This is a genomic window from Variovorax sp. LjRoot175 (genome assembly GCF_964253805.1).
In the GTDB taxonomy this organism is placed as follows: Bacteria; Pseudomonadota; Gammaproteobacteria; order Burkholderiales; family Burkholderiaceae_C; genus Variovorax.
Map to the genome: position 1 here is coordinate 4,708,530 of NZ_CAXURY020000001.1, position 13,496 is coordinate 4,722,025.

The following is a 13,496-nucleotide window of genomic DNA, read 5'->3' on the forward strand; positions in this document are numbered from 1 at the left end:
TCATTCCGGCTTGAAGCCGAGCTCGGCCAGCATCTTCGTGTCGCGCTCGAACTGCGCCTTCGCATAAGCGGCGTAGGCATCGCCATCGATCCATTTCGGCTGCATGTCGAACTGCTCCAGCTGACTCTGGTAGACCGGATCGGCAGCGGCCTTGCGGAAGGCAGCGGCCAGGCGGGCAGCGATCTTCGGGTCCAGGTTCTTCGGCGCGGCGAGTCCGACCGGCGAATCGATGACGAGGTCGTAGCCGAGCTCCTTCACCGTCGGCACGCCGGGATAGCGCGGGAGGCGCTCGGCGGTGAAGGTGGCCAAGAGCCGCACCTTGCCGCCCTGCACCTGCGCGCCGAAGCCGGGGTCGCCGTAGACGTCGAGGTGGCGGCCGACCACGGCGTTGAAGGCTTCGCCGCCGCCCTTGAAGGGAACCATGTTGAAGGTGGTGCCGTTCATGCGCGCGAGCCGCTCGCCGTAGATGCGGTTGATGCTGGTGGCGCCCACGGTGCCCCAGCTGATCGCGCCGGGGCGCTTCTTCGCATCGGCAAGCAGCTCGTCGAGCGTCTTCCACGGCGCGTCGTGGGCGACGACGATGCCGGTGACCATGCCGAATAGGCCGGCGAGGTACGTGAAATCGCGCAGCGGATGCCAAGTGATCTTGTGCAAGAGCGGCGCGCGGATCACGGAGTTGTGGATCACGGCGAGTGTGTAGCCGTCGGATTCGTTCATCGTCGCCACCGAGCCCGGGCCGTTGATGCCGCCGGCGCCCGGCCGGTGCATCAGCACGATCGGCTGCCCGAGCTCACGCGAAGCCGCCTCCGCCAGCGGGCGGAAGATCGGATCGAAGGAGCCGCCGGGCGGGAAAGGCATCACCAGCGTGATCGGCTTGGCGGGAAACGGGTCGGCGGCGAACGCGGGACCGGCCGCGGCTGCGGCGCCGAGCGCGAACAAGGCGCCGAGGGCCGAGCGCCTGTGCAGGGAGCGGGTGAGCATGTTCATGGTGTCTCCTTTGTGTGGGATTGGCGGTTCAGGAAGCCTGCGGCAGCGGCAGGTAGCGGAACGTTCCCTGGGCCTGCGCGACGATGCGCCCGCCGGCATCGGTGATCGAGGCGCGGCACCAGGCCACGCCGGCGTCGTGCTGCACGACCTCGCCGTCGGCCGTGAGCCGGCCGCGGCCCGGTTCGAGAAAACTGGTGTTGAGGTTGAGCGTGACCGCCGTGCGGGCGAAGTCGAACAGCGACACGGCGGCGCTGGCCATGACCACGTCGAGCAGCGTGACTAGCACCCCGCCATGCACCGCGCCGACGACGTTGCCGAGCTCCGGCCGCTCGTCGATGACGACGCGCGCGCGGCCCGCTTCGGCGAACTCGCGCCGCGCGTCCAGCAGCCGCATGAAGGGCACGCGGCCGAACAGGTTGCGGCGGTCCCCGCCCACGACCGGCTTCATCCGCGCAACTGCTCGCGCAGCACGTTCTTCAGCACCTTGCCGGCGGCCGACAGCGGCAGCTCGCGCAGGAAGCTGATGCCGCGCGGGCACTTGTAGCCGGCCAGGCGCTCGCGGCACCAGGCGCGGAGTTCGTCGGCGCTGGCGCCGGCATCGCCGGCCATCACCACCGCCGCATGCACCGCCTCGCCCCAGCGCGCGTCCGGCAGGCCGATGACCGCCGCGTGCAGGACCTGCGGATGGCTGCGCAGCGCGGCCTCCACCTCGGCGCAGTACACGTTCTCGCCGCCGGTGATGATCATGTCCTTCAGGCGATCGACGATGAAGAGATGGCCGTCGGGCAGCATGCGGCCCGCATCGCCGGTGTGCAGCCAGCCATCGCGCAAGGCGGTGGCCGTCGCCTCGGGATTGCGCCAGTAGCCCTGCATGATCATCGGCCCGCGCGCCAGCACCTCGCCCACTTCGCCGCGCGGCAGCTCGCGGCCGCTCTCGTCCGCAACGATGATCTCGGCGCCGAGGCCGGCGCGGCCGACGGAGTTCAGGCGGCCGAGCGCGCGCGCCTCGGGCCGGTGGTTCGCCGGCAGGTTGATGCACACGGCGCCCGCGGTTTCGGTGAGGCCATAGGCCTGGAAGAACTCGACGTGCGGCCAGGCGGCCAGCGCGCGATCCAGCAGGTCGGGCGGCATCGGCGCGGCACCGAAGGCGATGCGATTCAGGCTGCGCACGCGCTCAGGCGCGAACGAGGGATCCTCGAGCAGCGCCTGCAGCATGGTCGGCACGACGATGATGTCGCCGATGCGGTGCTCCGCGATCGCCTCGATCACCGAAGCGGGACGGAACTGCGCCATCGTCACGCAGTGGCCGCCGGCGATCAGCTGGCCCACCAGGCGGCCGAGCCCGGCGACGTGGAACAGCGGTGCCACCAGCAGCGACACCGAGTCCGGCGCATTGTTCAACTCGGCGGCTCTCGCGATCGATGCGGTCCAGAAGTTCGCATGACTCAGCATCACGCCCTTGGACCGGCCGGTGGTCCCGCCGGTGTAGAGGATGGCGGCGAGCGCGTCGCCGCCGGTGCGCGTGTCGGCCAGCGGATCCAGCCTGGCGCCCTCTTCTTCCAGCGAGTCCAGGCGCAGCAGCGCGGGCCCGCCGGCAGGCGCGAGCGCTGCCAGCGTTTCGTCGACGAGCAGCAGCGAGGTTTCGCTGTCCTGCAGCGCGTGCGCCAGTTCGGGTGTGCTCCAGCGGATGTTCAGCGGGCAGGCGACGGCGCCCAGCCACCAGCAGGCGAGGATGGCGCGCACCAGCCGGTCGCTGTTGGGCGCGAGCAGCGCCACGCGGTCGCCGCGCCCGATGCCGAGCTTCGCCAGCGCGGCCGCATGCAGGGCCACGCCCTTCACCAGTTGCGCATGCGTGTGGCGGCGAGTACCAGCCTCGCCCAGGTGGGTGAGCGCGGTCTTGTCCGGGTCGCGCTGCAGCGCGCGATGCAGGCCTTGGGTGAGGTACACGATGGAGCCGCTTGCTTGATGAACGATGCGGCAAAGCTTAGGACGGGCCGCGGCCCGGACCCATGGCGAGAAGCGCCAAAGGGCTTGGCGAAACCGCTCAGCTGGAGGGAGTCACAGTTATTGAGCGAGCTGCGCACGCTCGCAAGACCGCGCGCACCCAGAGTTGTGGCAGCATCCGGCCCAGGAGCGCGTCCACGATTGGAACTTCTAGGATGAAAGCATGAATAAGTCGGGCGCGAGCCAAGGCCAGTCGGCATCGGAGCTCATCTCGGAAAGAATCGCCGAACTCGGGGACTGGCGCGGGGAAACCCTCGGCAGAATGCGCAAGCTCATCAAGGAAGCAGACCCGGACGTCGTCGAGGAGTGGAAGTGGATGGGCACTCCGATTTGGTCGCACGACGGCATCATCTGCACTGGCGAGTCCTACAAGAATGTCGTGAAGCTTACCTTCGCCAAGGGCGCGTCTCTGATGGATCCGGCCCGTCTCTTCAACTCGAGTCTCGACGGAAACGTACGCCGCGCGATCGACATCCACGAAGGAGAAGAAGTTGACGAGTCCGCCTTCAAGGCGCTGGTTGGCCAAGCGGTCGCCCTCAACAGTTCTGGCAAGTCGAAACCTTCGAAGAAAGCGAAGTCCTAGGGGATTCCGCCGGTCAGATCAGCCATCACTGGTCTCCTGGAAGCTTCGCGATCACCTTGATCTCGAACTGGAAGCCATAGAGCCACGTCACGCCGACGCCAGTCAGCGTCGGATGCGGCGCGTTGCCCCAATACTCCGGCACCACCTTCCAGATCGTTTCGAACGTCGATTCGGGATCGACGATGAAGACGGTCACGTCGATCACGTCGTCGAACGTGCAGCCTGCAGCCACCAGGATCGCGTTCAGGTTGTCGAACGCGAGCCGGACCTGCGCCTCCAGGTCGGGCTCGGGCGAGCCGTCCTGGCGGCTGCCGACTTGCCCCGAAACGAACAGGAAGCCATTGGACCGGACCGCCGGCGAATAGCGATTCTTTTCGTAGAGCGCCTGGCGCCCGGGCGAAAAAACGACGTCACGCTTGGTCATGGATTGCCTTCTTCTTGAATGGGTCGAAGCCGACCCGGTGGTCACGATGAAGGGACTTTAGGGACCCATGCCTCCCGAATAAAGGAGCAAGGCCAACAATCACTATTTGCAGAATCCAAACAATCTTCGAAGCATCTGGAGCAGAGATGGACCGTTTTGATGCGATGCACGCATTCGCTCGCGTGGTGGAAACACGCAGCTTCACCAAGGCGGCCGAGACACTTCATATGAACAAGACCAGCGTGACGCAACTGGTGCAGCAGCTGGAAGCGCGGTTGCGCGTCAAGCTGCTCAACCGCACCACGCGCAAGGTCAACGTCACGGCCGACGGCGCGGCTTACTACGAGCGCGTGGTGCGCCTGCTGGCCGATATGGACGATGCCGAGACCAGCCTGTCCAGCGCCTCGGCGTCGCCCAGGGGCCGGCTGCGAGTGGATGTGCCCAGCCCGCTGGCTCGCATGATTCTGGTGCCGGCGTTGCCGGCATTCCACGCGCACTACCCCGACATCCAGCTCGACATGGGCGTGAGCGATCGCATGGTGGACCTGATCGGCGAGAACGTGGACTGCGTCGTGCGCGGCGGCGAACTCACCGACCAGTCGCTGATGGCACGCCGCGTGGGCGACCTGCAGCTCGGGGTTTACGCAGCGCCGAGCTACCTGGAACGCGCCGGCACGCCCTCGCACCCGCGGGAGCTGGAAGACACGCATCACCGCATCGTGGGCTTCCTGTGGTCACGCAGCGGCAAGCCCTTTCCGTACGCCATGCACTGCGACGGCGAGAGCATCGAAGTGCAAGGCCGCTACGTGTTCGCGGTCGACGACGGCAATGCCTACCTCGCGGCCGGCTTGGCCGGCCTGGGAGTCCTTTGGCTACCGGACTACATGTCCAAGGCGCACCTGGCGCGCGGCGAGCTGGTGCCCCTGTTCGAGGGCTGGCGCTTCGATCCGATGCCGATGTACGTGGCGTTTCCGCCGAACCGGCATGTCAGCACCAAACTGCGCGTGTTCATCGATTGGGTCGCTGAGCTGATGGCACAACATGCGCCTGTCACCGTCCGACGTGATTCGTGACTTGAGCGTTGAACGCGTGATTCGGCGACCCGATCCAGCTCGCGCACTCGCGCCCGATCCAGCGTCGCGTCGCCAAGGCGCGGCGAACCTTGCCAGCGACGGCTTTGGTCGGCATCATCGCGAGCGCTGAAGAAGGAGCCCGCTGATGAAACCGTGGATTCGCTACGCCGCCGCTCTCGCCACCTTCGTGACCGCGGCCGCCGCCGCGCAGGCAGCGGGCCTCGTGGGCAACACGCTGCCACCGGGCCTTCCTTCGATCGAAGACACCTCGCTCGCCCGGCCGCTCATTGGCTTCGGCGCCGCCGGGCCGGTGACGCGAACGCCGGTCATCTTCATTCACGGCAACAACGACACGCCGTTCCCCACTGCCTGCAACCCCTACGGGCGCGTTCAGGCGATGGCGCAATACTTCGCCGACAACGGCTATTCCACCAGCGAACTCTGGGGCGTGGGCTACCAGGGCGACCAGTGCGACCTGGCCGCGGACCAGACACGCCGTTCGAGCATCGCCCACACCAATGCGGCCAACGTGCCCGACCTGCGCCGCTTCGTGCGCGCGGTGATGGACTTCACGGGCGCCAAGCGGGTGGACATCGTCGGGCACAGCCTGGGCGTGACGCTCGCGCGTGAATGGATGCGGCAGGACGAGGTGCAACACATGGTGCGCCGCTTCGTCGCGATCGACGGGCCCAACCACGGCATCCTCAACTGCTCGCCCGACCCCGCCAACTACTGGCAGGTCCCGGCGGCGGGCGGCTTCACGCCTGCGAGCGACGTGTGCCAGGAACTGGGCTCGCCCGACTCGCCCTTCCTGCGCCTGCTCAATGGCCGCAACGGGCGCAACGAGAACGACGGGCCCACGCGGGTGCTGGTGATCCGCAACGGCGATGCCAGCTTCGTCTACTTCTCGGTGCAGGACGGCTCGGTTGCGCCGGTGCCCGCCGTGGATTCGTTCGGCAGGCCGACGGACTTCTCCAGGAGCGCCAGCCTGCGCGGCGCGCGCGAGATCGTGCTCACGGGCCAGGGCGCCTACGATCCCATCCTGCGCACCGGGCACCTCGGCATCCTGAACTCGCCGCAGACCTGGCAGGCCGCGTTCGAGTTCCTGGACGACCGCTTCAGGGGCAAGGACGACTGAGACGAGCTCATACTTCAAGGCTCCCCGGCTGCATGAAGCTGCTTTGCTCGAGAAAAGGAAAAATGATGATGCATTCGACGTTGCGTTCGACCTCTCTTGCCGCCGTGTTGGCAATGTGCGTATCGCTCGCGCACGGTGCCGGCTTTGTGTTGTCCAGTCCGAGCGTCAAGGCCGGCAGCATGCTCACCGAGGCCCAGGTCTTCAACGGCTTCGGCTGCACGGGCAAGAACGTGTCGCCCGCGCTGAAGTGGAGCGGCGCGCCCAAGGACACCAAGAGCTTCGCGGTGACGGTGTACGACCCGGATGCACCCACCGGGTCGGGTTGGTGGCATTGGGTGGTCTACAACATCCCGGCAACGGCTGTCGAGTTGCCGGAAGGAGCCGGGTTGCCCGACGGCAAACAGCTGCCTGCCGGAAGCGTGCAGGGACGTACCGACTTCGGCGCACCGGGATTCGGCGGTGCGTGTCCGCCGAAGGGCGACAAGCCGCACCGCTACGTCTTTACGGTCTACGCGCTGAAGACTGACAAGCTCGACATTCCACCCGACGGTACCGCGGCGCTGGTGGGCTACATGATCAACGCCAACAAGCTTGCCGCGGCCACCTTCACAGCGAAGTACGGGCGCGCGAAATAGGCGTTGGCAACTGTGCTTGCCTCCATCAGCGTTCCGGCCCGTGCACCAGGCGGTACTCGCCCGGGGCCACGCCGGTCCACTGCTTGAAGGCGCGATGGAAGGTGCTGGCTTCCGAGAAGCCCACGCGGTTGGCGATGTCCAGGAGCGGCAGCGGCGTGTGCAGCAGGTATTCGATGGCGGCATCGCGGCGCAGCTCGTCCTTGATCTGCTGGAAGCCGCGGCCCTCCTCGCGCAGTCGGCGGCGCAGCGTCTGCGGCGTCACGGCGAGCGCCTCGCCCACCTCCTCCAGCGACGGCAGCTCGTTGCCCAGCTGCTTGCGCAGCAGCCGGCGAATGCGTTCGGTGAGGCTGCTGGTGTCGCGGTACTTCACGATCAGGTTGGCGGGCGAGCCGGCGAGGAATTCGCGCAGGCTCTGCGGCGACTGCACGACCGGCAGCGCCAGCCAGCGCGCATCGAACCACAGGCCGACGTGGGGCTGGCCATAGCGGATCGGCACCTGGTAGACGCGTGAGGTGTCGGTGCTCGTCTGCTCCGCCGTGTAGTCCACTTCCAGCAGCGGGATGCGGCGCGCCACCAGCCAGGAGAAGGCGTTGAAGGCGAGCAGCATGAAGGCCTTGACCGCATAGTCCAGCCGCGCGTCGGAGGCGCGCCGCAGCACGAACTGCACGTGCGCGCTGCCCTCGCGGACCGTGAGGCGCGGCACGAAGTCATGCAGGAGCAGGTGATACATGGCGAAGCCGTCGCGCAACGCATCGCCGAGCGTGGCGCTGCGCACCAGTTGGCGCATGCACTGGCCGAAGCTTCCGGGCGGCAGCGGGTGGCTCAGCAGGCCCCAGATCTCGTCGCGCAGTTCGCGCCGCAGGGCGCGGATCAGCAGCGCGTACTGGCGCTGCGAGATGCGCGCCAGCGGCGACTCCAGCAGCGAGGGGGCGATGCCCGCCCGTGCCAGCAGGGGTGCCGCATCGAGCCCGCGATGGCGCGCGCCCATCAGGATGCTGTGCACCTGCTGGATGGCAACGGTGTGGTGGGTGAGCGTCATCGATAGCGGCCGCCGCGGCTCGGCCGACGATTGTAGGCAGCGCCATTCAGTCAACGGCGCCTGCCGCCCGCAGCGCAGCCACGGCCGAGGCGCCCAGTCCTGCCTCGCGCAGGATCTCCTCGGTGTGCTCCCCGGCGCGCGGGGCCGGCCGCGGAGCGGACGGTTCGAAGCCGGTCATCTTGACGGGACAGCCGAGCTGCGGCGCTGCCGCATCACCGCCCGCAACGCGCATGCCGCGCGCGCGGAAGTGCGGATGCGCGAGGGCCTCGTCGATGCGCAGCACCGGCGTCACGCAGCCGGCGCCGTCGTGGAACAGGCTGCGCCAGTGCGCGAGCGGCCGCGCACCGAAGATGGCCGCCAGCTCGGCGCGCAGGCCTTCCTCGGTCGCGGGGTCGCCGCTGCGGTGCAGCGGCGCGAGATCGGGGCGCTCCAGCGTGCGGCAGAGCTCCTCCCAGAACTTCGGTTCCAGTGCGCCGACCGCGAGCTGCCGGTCGTCGGCGGTGCGATAGAAGCCGTAGCAGGCGAGCGCACCCGTCAGCGCGCTGTGGCCGGTCTGCGGCACCTGGCCGTGCTGGTGCAGGCCGGCCAGCGGCAGCACCGCGTGGGCGAGCACGCCATCGGCCATGGCGATGTCCACATGCCGCCCGCGACCGCTGCGTGCGGCGTCGAACAGCGCGGCAAGAATCCCTGCCACCGCGGTCATGGTGCCTCCCAGCAGATCGGCCACCGGCAGGTTCGACAGGGCCGGGCCCGCGGCGTTGCCGATCTGGTCGGCCACGCCGGCCAGCGCAGCGTAGTTCAGGTCGTGTCCCGGCGTGTCGCGCAACGGCCCGGTCTGGCCGAAGCCGCTGATGCTGCAGTAGACGATGCGCGGATTGACGGCCGCCACCGCTTCGTAGCCCACCCCCAGCCGCTGCATCACGCCGGGCCGGAAGCCCTCCACCAGCACGTCGGCCTGGCGGCACAGGCGCAGCAGCGTGGCCACGCCATCGGCGTGCTTGAGATCGATGCGGATCGCGCGCTTGTTGCGGTTGACGAGCGCGCGCACGGCGGGGCTGGCGTAGTCGCCGGCGCCGGTGTCCTCGATCTTGACGACGTCGGCGCCGAGGTCGGCGAGGTGCATCGCGCCGAGCGGGCCCGGCAGCAGCCGGGTCAGGTCCAGCACGCGCACGCCTGCGAGTGGTGCGCCGCCGGTTGCGCGCGCCGGGGATTCAGGGGAAGAGCTCATGAGGTCTGCAATCTAGACGGCGCGCAACACCCCGGCAATGGCGGCACCGGTCGCGTCGATTGGCGAAAAGCATCAGGAGCGGCTACCTCCTGGCAGGCTTCTTCGCGCCTCGGCGCACCGAACGTTGCCGCACGGTTGAGCCCGAGCCGCGCAACGGACGTGCCGGGGCCACATCGTGCTGGCTGGCCCGCAGCTTGAAATCGCAGGTCTCGACGGCCAACTCGACAATGCGCGCCAGTGCAGGACTGGCATCGTCGCCTCGATAGACCGCGCTGTAGACCAGCGGTGGCGGCATGGGATCGCTCTTGACGACGCGCAGCAAGCCGCTCTTGATGTCCGGCCGCACATAGTCGAGCGCCTGTTGGCTGATGCCGAAGCCGCTGATGGTCAGTTCGCGCAAGACGGTCGTGCTGTTGGTCAGCAGCACCTTGCCGAAGCGGAAGCCGTGCTCCGCGCGCCAGGCCTCGTAGAACTTGTTCTTCGAGGCGCCGGCGGGCTGCTCGATCACGGGGTAGTCGGCAAACTCGTGCGGCTTCAGGGCCCGGTTCGGGATGCCGAGTCGCGGACTCGCGATCCAGGCCTGGTCGACCTGCCCGACCTTGATCGTCTCGAAGGCCTGGCCCCAGAAGGTGCCGGGCATGATGGACAGATCGAGCTTGTTGGCTTCGAGGCGTTCGAACAGCGTCAGGCCCGCATCCACCACCGGCTCGAGCGTCACATGGGGGTGCAGCTTTTGAAGAAGCTGGATCAGGCGCGTGAGCCATGTCATCGCGATCAGCTCCGTCACGCCGACGCGGAAGGTGCCGCGAAGCGTCTTGTCCACGCTGATGTCATGTTGAATGCGCTGCCACAGGCGCTGGGCTTCTTCCGCGAGCGGCAGCAACTCCCGGCCGGCCTGGGCCAGCTCCAGCCCGTGCGAGGTGCGGTGCAGCAAGGGCCCGCCCAGCGACGCCTCGAGTTCCGCCAACCTCTTGGAGATGGCCGACTGCGTGGTGTGCAGCTTCACCGCCGCGGCGCTGAAGCTCTGAAGCTTGGCGCTGAAGAGAAAGGCCTCCAGCTGCTTGAAGGTGAAGTTCATTCCAGCGGAATGTACGCCCAAGGTCCATCGCAGGAATAAAAGGAATAGCCGGATCCTCCGATTTCTCGTTTGTCCTGCGGCGCATGGCCTTTGATACTGCGCCCATGCTCCACATCGCGCCACGCCTGAATCGAATCAAGCCGTCTCCCAGTTCCATGGCTGGCCAGAAAGCGCGCGAGCTGCGCGCGATGGGCCGGGACATCCTGGGCTTGACTGCGGGCGAACCCGATTTCGAGACACCCCAGCACATCAAGGAGGCGGCCATCCGCGCCATGGCTGCCGGCCAGACCCGTTATACGGATGTGGGCGGCACCCCGGCGCTGAAGGAGGCGATCGCCGGCAAGTTCCGAAACGAGAACAGGCTGGCTTACGCGCCGAGCGAGATCATCGTCGGCAGCGGCGCCAAGCAAGTGATCTTCAACGCCCTCATGTGCACGGTGGCGGCGGGCGACGAGGTCATCGTGCCGGCGCCCTACTGGGTGTCGTACCCAGACATCGCGCTGCTGGCCGGTGGCGTTCCGGTGTTCGTCGACTGTTCGGCCGAAAACGGCTTCAAGCTCCGGCCCGTGGATCTCGAGCGTGCCATCACCGGCAAGACACGGTGGCTGATGCTCAACTCGCCGAACAATCCGAGCGGAGCGACCTACACGCGCGCCGAGCTTCAGGCACTGGCCGAGGTGCTCCGGCGCCATCCCCACGTCTGGATACTGACCGACGACATCTACGAGCACCTCATCTACGGCGATGTCGAGTTCGCCACCATGGCCCAGGCGGCGCCCGATCTCAAGGACCGCACCCTCACGGTGAATGGCGTTTCCAAGGCCTATGCGATGACGGGTTGGCGCATCGGCTACGGCGCCGGGCCTTCGGAGCTGATCAAGGCGATGGTCAAGCTCCAGTCGCAGAGCACCTCCGGGCCGAACTCGATCGCCCAGGCTGCGGCCGTCGCAGCACTCACGGGACCGCAGGACATCGTGGCCGCGAATCGGAGCGAATATCAGAAGCGACGCGACACGGTGGTGGCGGCGCTCAACGCCATCGACAGCATCCATTGCGAAGTGCCTGATGGCGCGTTCTACGTCTTCGCTTCATGCAGCGAGCTGTTCGGCCTTCGCACGCGCAAGGGGGCAGCGATCGACAGCAGCGACGACTGGGTGATGCACCTGCTCGATTCGCAGGATCTGGCGGCGCTGCAAGGCAGCGCCTACGGCGTGCCGACGCACTTCCGCCTCTCCTTTGCCGCCAGCACCGAACAGCTGCTGGAGGGTTGCCGGCGCATTGCACGGGCGCGCGACGAACTCTCGGGCTAAGCCATCACCTCATCCTTGCCTCCATGTCGAATTGAACCAGGAACCGCCATGAAACTCCGATCGCTTCTGAAGCTCTTGCCGGCCCTCGCCGCAAGCATCGCCTGGCTGGGCGCCACCCAGGCGTGGGCGACCGATCCTTTCCCGTCGAAGCCGGTGAAGATCCTGGTCGGCTTCTCGCCCGGCGGCTCCAACGACGTCGTCGCACGCCTGATCGCGCCGAAGTTGGCGGAAGGGCTCGGCGCGCAAGTCGTGGTCGACAACCGGCCCGGCGCCGGCGGCAACATCGCGGCATCGGCGATGCTCGCCGCACCCACGGACGGACACACGCTGCTGATGTGCACCACGGGGACCTTGTCGATCCAGCCCCATGTGCTCAAGAGCATGCCCTTCGATCCAGAGAAGGACATCGTGCCGGTCACGCAGGTCACCAACGCGCCCTACATGCTGATGGTCAACGCGACCTTGCCCGTGAAGAGCGTCAAGGAACTCGTCGCCTACGCCAAGCAGAAGCCCGGCGAAATCAACTTCGCTTCTTCGGGAACGGCAACCGGGGGCCACTTGGCAGGCGAGATGCTGAAGACGCGCGCAGGCATCGACATCGTCCACGTGGCCTACAAGGGCACCGGCCAGGCGATGACGGATCTGCTGGCAGGCCAGGTCTCGATGATCTTCGACCAGCCCGTCAGCTCGATGCAGTACGCGCGCTCGGGCAAGCTCCGCGCCTTGGCGGTGGCCAGTGCACGCCGGTTGACGGCCTTCCCTGACATTCCGACCGTGATGGAAGCCGGCGTTCCGGACTTCGAACCCGTGACGTGGGCAGGCATTTGCGCGGCCAGGAACACGCCGCCCGCCATCGTCGAGCGCATCCAGCGCGAAGTCGCCAAGGTGCTCGCGATGCCCGAGATCGCCAAGCGGCTCGCCGCCGACGGCCTGGAACCGGTTGGGAGCACCCCCGAGCAGTTTCGTGCGTTCCTGGTTGCCGACAAGCGCAAATGGGGCCGCGTGGTGAAGGATGCCGACGTCAAGGCCGAGTGAGAACAAGACGATGAGCCATCTCGCCGATATCGTTCGCGACTTCCAGCGCGTTCCGCCTGATCTGGTCCAGCAGGCTTCGGCCTTCCAGCCCGCCATCCTGGCCGACGTTGCAGGCCGCCGAGGTGCCCTGCACGGCCGCATCCAGGCCTTGCGTCACCGGATGAAGCTGGCCGGCAGCGCGCTCACGGTGGAGGTGCGGCCAGGCGACAACCTGATGATCCACGCCGCCATCGCGCTGGCCAAGCCCGGCGACGTGCTGGTGATCGACGGCAAGGGCGACCAGAGCGCTGCCCTGATGGGCACCATCATGATGAACGCATGCAGGCAGGTCGGCATCGCCGGCGTGGTGATCGACGGCGCGGTGCGCGACAGCGTCGAGATCGATGAGATGGGCTTTCCCGTTTTCTCGGTCGGCACCAATCCCAATGGCCCGACGAAGCTGGCGTCGGGGCGGATCGGACATCCGGTGTCCGTCGGCGGCGTGGCCGTCCGTCCGGGTGATCTTGTTGTTGGCGATGCCGACGGCGTGGTCGTGGTCGAGCGGGAGAAGGTAGAGGCGCTTCTTCAGGCGGCAAGAAGGAAAGTTGCGGACGAAGCCGCGCGCATCGATGCCATCAAGAAAGGCGATACGGCTGCCAAGTGGCTGGACTCCGCGCTGCGCAACGCGGGTGTGCTCAAGGAAAACGAGAAGCTGTAGGCCGAGCGCCTGCAGTCTGTTCCGCATCCATCAACCAGGCGGCTTCGTGCAGCAGCCCGCGCAGCCAGACCAGTCCCGGGTCGTGGGTGCGGTACTTGTGCCATTGCATCGCCTGCTCCATCCTGGGCATCGGTACGGGCAACGCATGCAGCTTCAAGGGCTGAGACCTCTGTGCGAGTCGCGCCAGTCGTCCATGCACCGTGGCGATGCATTCGGTGTCGATGACGACAAAGGGAGCAGCCACGAAGCTGTAGGTCGTGACGCG

Annotated in this window: 15 protein-coding genes; 7 read left to right on the plus strand and 8 right to left on the minus strand. The window is 67.4% G+C overall.

Features of this window, described 5'->3' with window-relative positions; all coding sequences use genetic code 11:
- The 3 genes from ACSQ89_RS23480 to ACSQ89_RS23490 are packed head-to-tail and all read right to left on the minus strand — an operon-like array spanning position 1 to position 2,934.
- Positions 1 to 987: a tripartite tricarboxylate transporter substrate binding protein gene (locus tag ACSQ89_RS23480; protein WP_436296495.1), complete on the minus strand. Its 987-nt coding sequence runs from the start codon at positions 985 to 987 to the stop codon at positions 1 to 3.
- A 28-nt stretch (positions 988 to 1,015) separates the two neighbouring features.
- Positions 1,016 to 1,435, minus strand: a complete 420-nt coding sequence (locus tag ACSQ89_RS23485; protein ID WP_436296496.1) for a PaaI family thioesterase — start codon at positions 1,433 to 1,435, stop codon at positions 1,016 to 1,018.
- The gene (locus ACSQ89_RS23490) at positions 1,432 to 2,934 is read right to left on the minus strand and encodes a class I adenylate-forming enzyme family protein (RefSeq protein ID WP_436296497.1); all 1,503 of its coding nucleotides are present in this window, start codon (positions 2,932 to 2,934) and stop codon (positions 1,432 to 1,434) included. The genes ACSQ89_RS23485 and ACSQ89_RS23490 overlap by 4 nt, the downstream gene beginning before the upstream one ends.
- Positions 2,935 to 3,154: 220 nt before the next feature.
- Here ACSQ89_RS23490 and ACSQ89_RS23495 point away from each other — a divergent pair, with 220 nt between their 5' ends.
- Complete coding sequence (locus ACSQ89_RS23495; RefSeq protein WP_436296498.1) at positions 3,155 to 3,574, plus strand: DUF1801 domain-containing protein; 420 nt, start codon at positions 3,155 to 3,157, stop codon at positions 3,572 to 3,574.
- 25 nt (positions 3,575 to 3,599) lie between these two features.
- Here the strand turns inward: ACSQ89_RS23495 and ACSQ89_RS23500 are convergent, their stop codons facing one another.
- A complete protein-coding gene (locus ACSQ89_RS23500; RefSeq protein ID WP_436296499.1) occupies positions 3,600 to 3,998 on the minus strand; it encodes a RidA family protein in 399 nt (132 codons plus the stop codon).
- 146 nt (positions 3,999 to 4,144) lie between these two features.
- Here ACSQ89_RS23500 and ACSQ89_RS23505 point away from each other — a divergent pair, with 146 nt between their 5' ends.
- The 3 genes from ACSQ89_RS23505 (at position 4,145) to ACSQ89_RS23515 (ending at position 6,844) form a co-directional block, all read left to right on the plus strand.
- Positions 4,145 to 5,071, plus strand: coding sequence for a LysR family transcriptional regulator (locus ACSQ89_RS23505; RefSeq protein WP_436296500.1), 927 nt, complete (start codon positions 4,145 to 4,147; stop codon positions 5,069 to 5,071).
- A 145-nt stretch (positions 5,072 to 5,216) separates the two neighbouring features.
- On the plus strand, positions 5,217 to 6,209 hold the full coding sequence (locus ACSQ89_RS23510; RefSeq protein WP_436296501.1) for a hypothetical protein: 993 nt from the start codon (positions 5,217 to 5,219) through the stop codon (positions 6,207 to 6,209).
- 65 nt (positions 6,210 to 6,274) lie between these two features.
- Positions 6,275 to 6,844, plus strand: coding sequence for a YbhB/YbcL family Raf kinase inhibitor-like protein (locus tag ACSQ89_RS23515; protein ID WP_436296502.1), 570 nt, complete (start codon positions 6,275 to 6,277; stop codon positions 6,842 to 6,844).
- A gap of 25 nt (positions 6,845 to 6,869) precedes the next feature.
- Here the strand turns inward: ACSQ89_RS23515 and ACSQ89_RS23520 are convergent, their stop codons facing one another.
- The 3 genes from ACSQ89_RS23520 to ACSQ89_RS23530 all read right to left on the minus strand — a co-directional run bounded on the left by ACSQ89_RS23520 (position 6,870) and on the right by ACSQ89_RS23530 (position 10,189).
- Positions 6,870 to 7,883 carry an AraC family transcriptional regulator gene (locus tag ACSQ89_RS23520; protein ID WP_436296503.1) on the minus strand — a complete coding sequence of 338 codons (1,014 nt, stop codon included), beginning with the start codon at positions 7,881 to 7,883 and terminating at the stop codon, positions 6,870 to 6,872.
- Between the two features lie 46 nt (positions 7,884 to 7,929).
- The gene (locus ACSQ89_RS23525; RefSeq protein WP_436296504.1) at positions 7,930 to 9,111 is read right to left on the minus strand and encodes a CaiB/BaiF CoA transferase family protein; all 1,182 of its coding nucleotides are present in this window, start codon (positions 9,109 to 9,111) and stop codon (positions 7,930 to 7,932) included.
- Between the two features lie 82 nt (positions 9,112 to 9,193).
- Positions 9,194 to 10,189 (minus strand): LysR family transcriptional regulator, encoded by a 996-nt coding sequence (locus ACSQ89_RS23530; protein ID WP_436296505.1) that lies wholly within the window; start codon positions 10,187 to 10,189, stop codon positions 9,194 to 9,196.
- Between the two features lie 104 nt (positions 10,190 to 10,293).
- On the opposite strand from ACSQ89_RS23530, the gene ACSQ89_RS23535 reads away from it, so the two are divergent.
- The 3 genes from ACSQ89_RS23535 to ACSQ89_RS23545 are packed head-to-tail and all read left to right on the plus strand — an operon-like array spanning position 10,294 to position 13,231.
- Positions 10,294 to 11,499, plus strand: a complete 1,206-nt coding sequence (locus tag ACSQ89_RS23535; RefSeq protein ID WP_436296506.1) for a pyridoxal phosphate-dependent aminotransferase — start codon at positions 10,294 to 10,296, stop codon at positions 11,497 to 11,499.
- Positions 11,500 to 11,547: 48 nt separating this feature from the next.
- Positions 11,548 to 12,534 (plus strand): Bug family tripartite tricarboxylate transporter substrate binding protein, encoded by a 987-nt coding sequence (locus ACSQ89_RS23540; protein ID WP_436296507.1) that lies wholly within the window; start codon positions 11,548 to 11,550, stop codon positions 12,532 to 12,534.
- 10 nt (positions 12,535 to 12,544) lie between these two features.
- Complete coding sequence (locus ACSQ89_RS23545) at positions 12,545 to 13,231, plus strand: RraA family protein (protein ID WP_436296508.1); 687 nt, start codon at positions 12,545 to 12,547, stop codon at positions 13,229 to 13,231.
- On the opposite strand, the gene ACSQ89_RS23550 is transcribed toward ACSQ89_RS23545, so the two are convergent.
- The gene (locus ACSQ89_RS23550) at positions 13,209 to 13,475 is read right to left on the minus strand and encodes a hypothetical protein (RefSeq protein ID WP_436296509.1); all 267 of its coding nucleotides are present in this window, start codon (positions 13,473 to 13,475) and stop codon (positions 13,209 to 13,211) included. The genes ACSQ89_RS23545 and ACSQ89_RS23550 overlap by 23 nt on opposite strands.
- Positions 13,476 to 13,496: the final 21 nt, after the last annotated feature.

What these genes read in the sequence shown, in the direction of transcription:
- ACSQ89_RS23520 (WP_436296503.1), bottom strand. Translation starts at nt 7,883, where the DNA reads ATGACGCTCACCCACCACACCGTTGCCATCCAGCAGGTGCACAGCATC.
- ACSQ89_RS23510 (WP_436296501.1), top strand. Translation starts at nt 5,217, where the DNA reads ATGAAACCGTGGATTCGCTACGCCGCCGCTCTCGCCACCTTCGTGACC.
- ACSQ89_RS23485 (WP_436296496.1), bottom strand. Translation starts at nt 1,435, where the DNA reads ATGAAGCCGGTCGTGGGCGGGGACCGCCGCAACCTGTTCGGCCGCGTG.
- ACSQ89_RS23480 (WP_436296495.1), bottom strand. Translation starts at nt 987, where the DNA reads ATGAACATGCTCACCCGCTCCCTGCACAGGCGCTCGGCCCTCGGCGCC.
- ACSQ89_RS23525 (WP_436296504.1), bottom strand. Translation starts at nt 9,111, where the DNA reads ATGAGCTCTTCCCCTGAATCCCCGGCGCGCGCAACCGGCGGCGCACCA.
- ACSQ89_RS23495 (WP_436296498.1), top strand. Translation starts at nt 3,155, where the DNA reads ATGAATAAGTCGGGCGCGAGCCAAGGCCAGTCGGCATCGGAGCTCATC.
- ACSQ89_RS23545 (WP_436296508.1), top strand. Translation starts at nt 12,545, where the DNA reads ATGAGCCATCTCGCCGATATCGTTCGCGACTTCCAGCGCGTTCCGCCT.
- ACSQ89_RS23515 (WP_436296502.1), top strand. Translation starts at nt 6,275, where the DNA reads ATGATGCATTCGACGTTGCGTTCGACCTCTCTTGCCGCCGTGTTGGCA.
- ACSQ89_RS23540 (WP_436296507.1), top strand. Translation starts at nt 11,548, where the DNA reads ATGAAACTCCGATCGCTTCTGAAGCTCTTGCCGGCCCTCGCCGCAAGC.
- ACSQ89_RS23535 (WP_436296506.1), top strand. Translation starts at nt 10,294, where the DNA reads ATGCTCCACATCGCGCCACGCCTGAATCGAATCAAGCCGTCTCCCAGT.
- ACSQ89_RS23500 (WP_436296499.1), bottom strand. Translation starts at nt 3,998, where the DNA reads ATGACCAAGCGTGACGTCGTTTTTTCGCCCGGGCGCCAGGCGCTCTAC.
- ACSQ89_RS23530 (WP_436296505.1), bottom strand. Translation starts at nt 10,189, where the DNA reads ATGAACTTCACCTTCAAGCAGCTGGAGGCCTTTCTCTTCAGCGCCAAG.
- ACSQ89_RS23505 (WP_436296500.1), top strand. Translation starts at nt 4,145, where the DNA reads ATGGACCGTTTTGATGCGATGCACGCATTCGCTCGCGTGGTGGAAACA.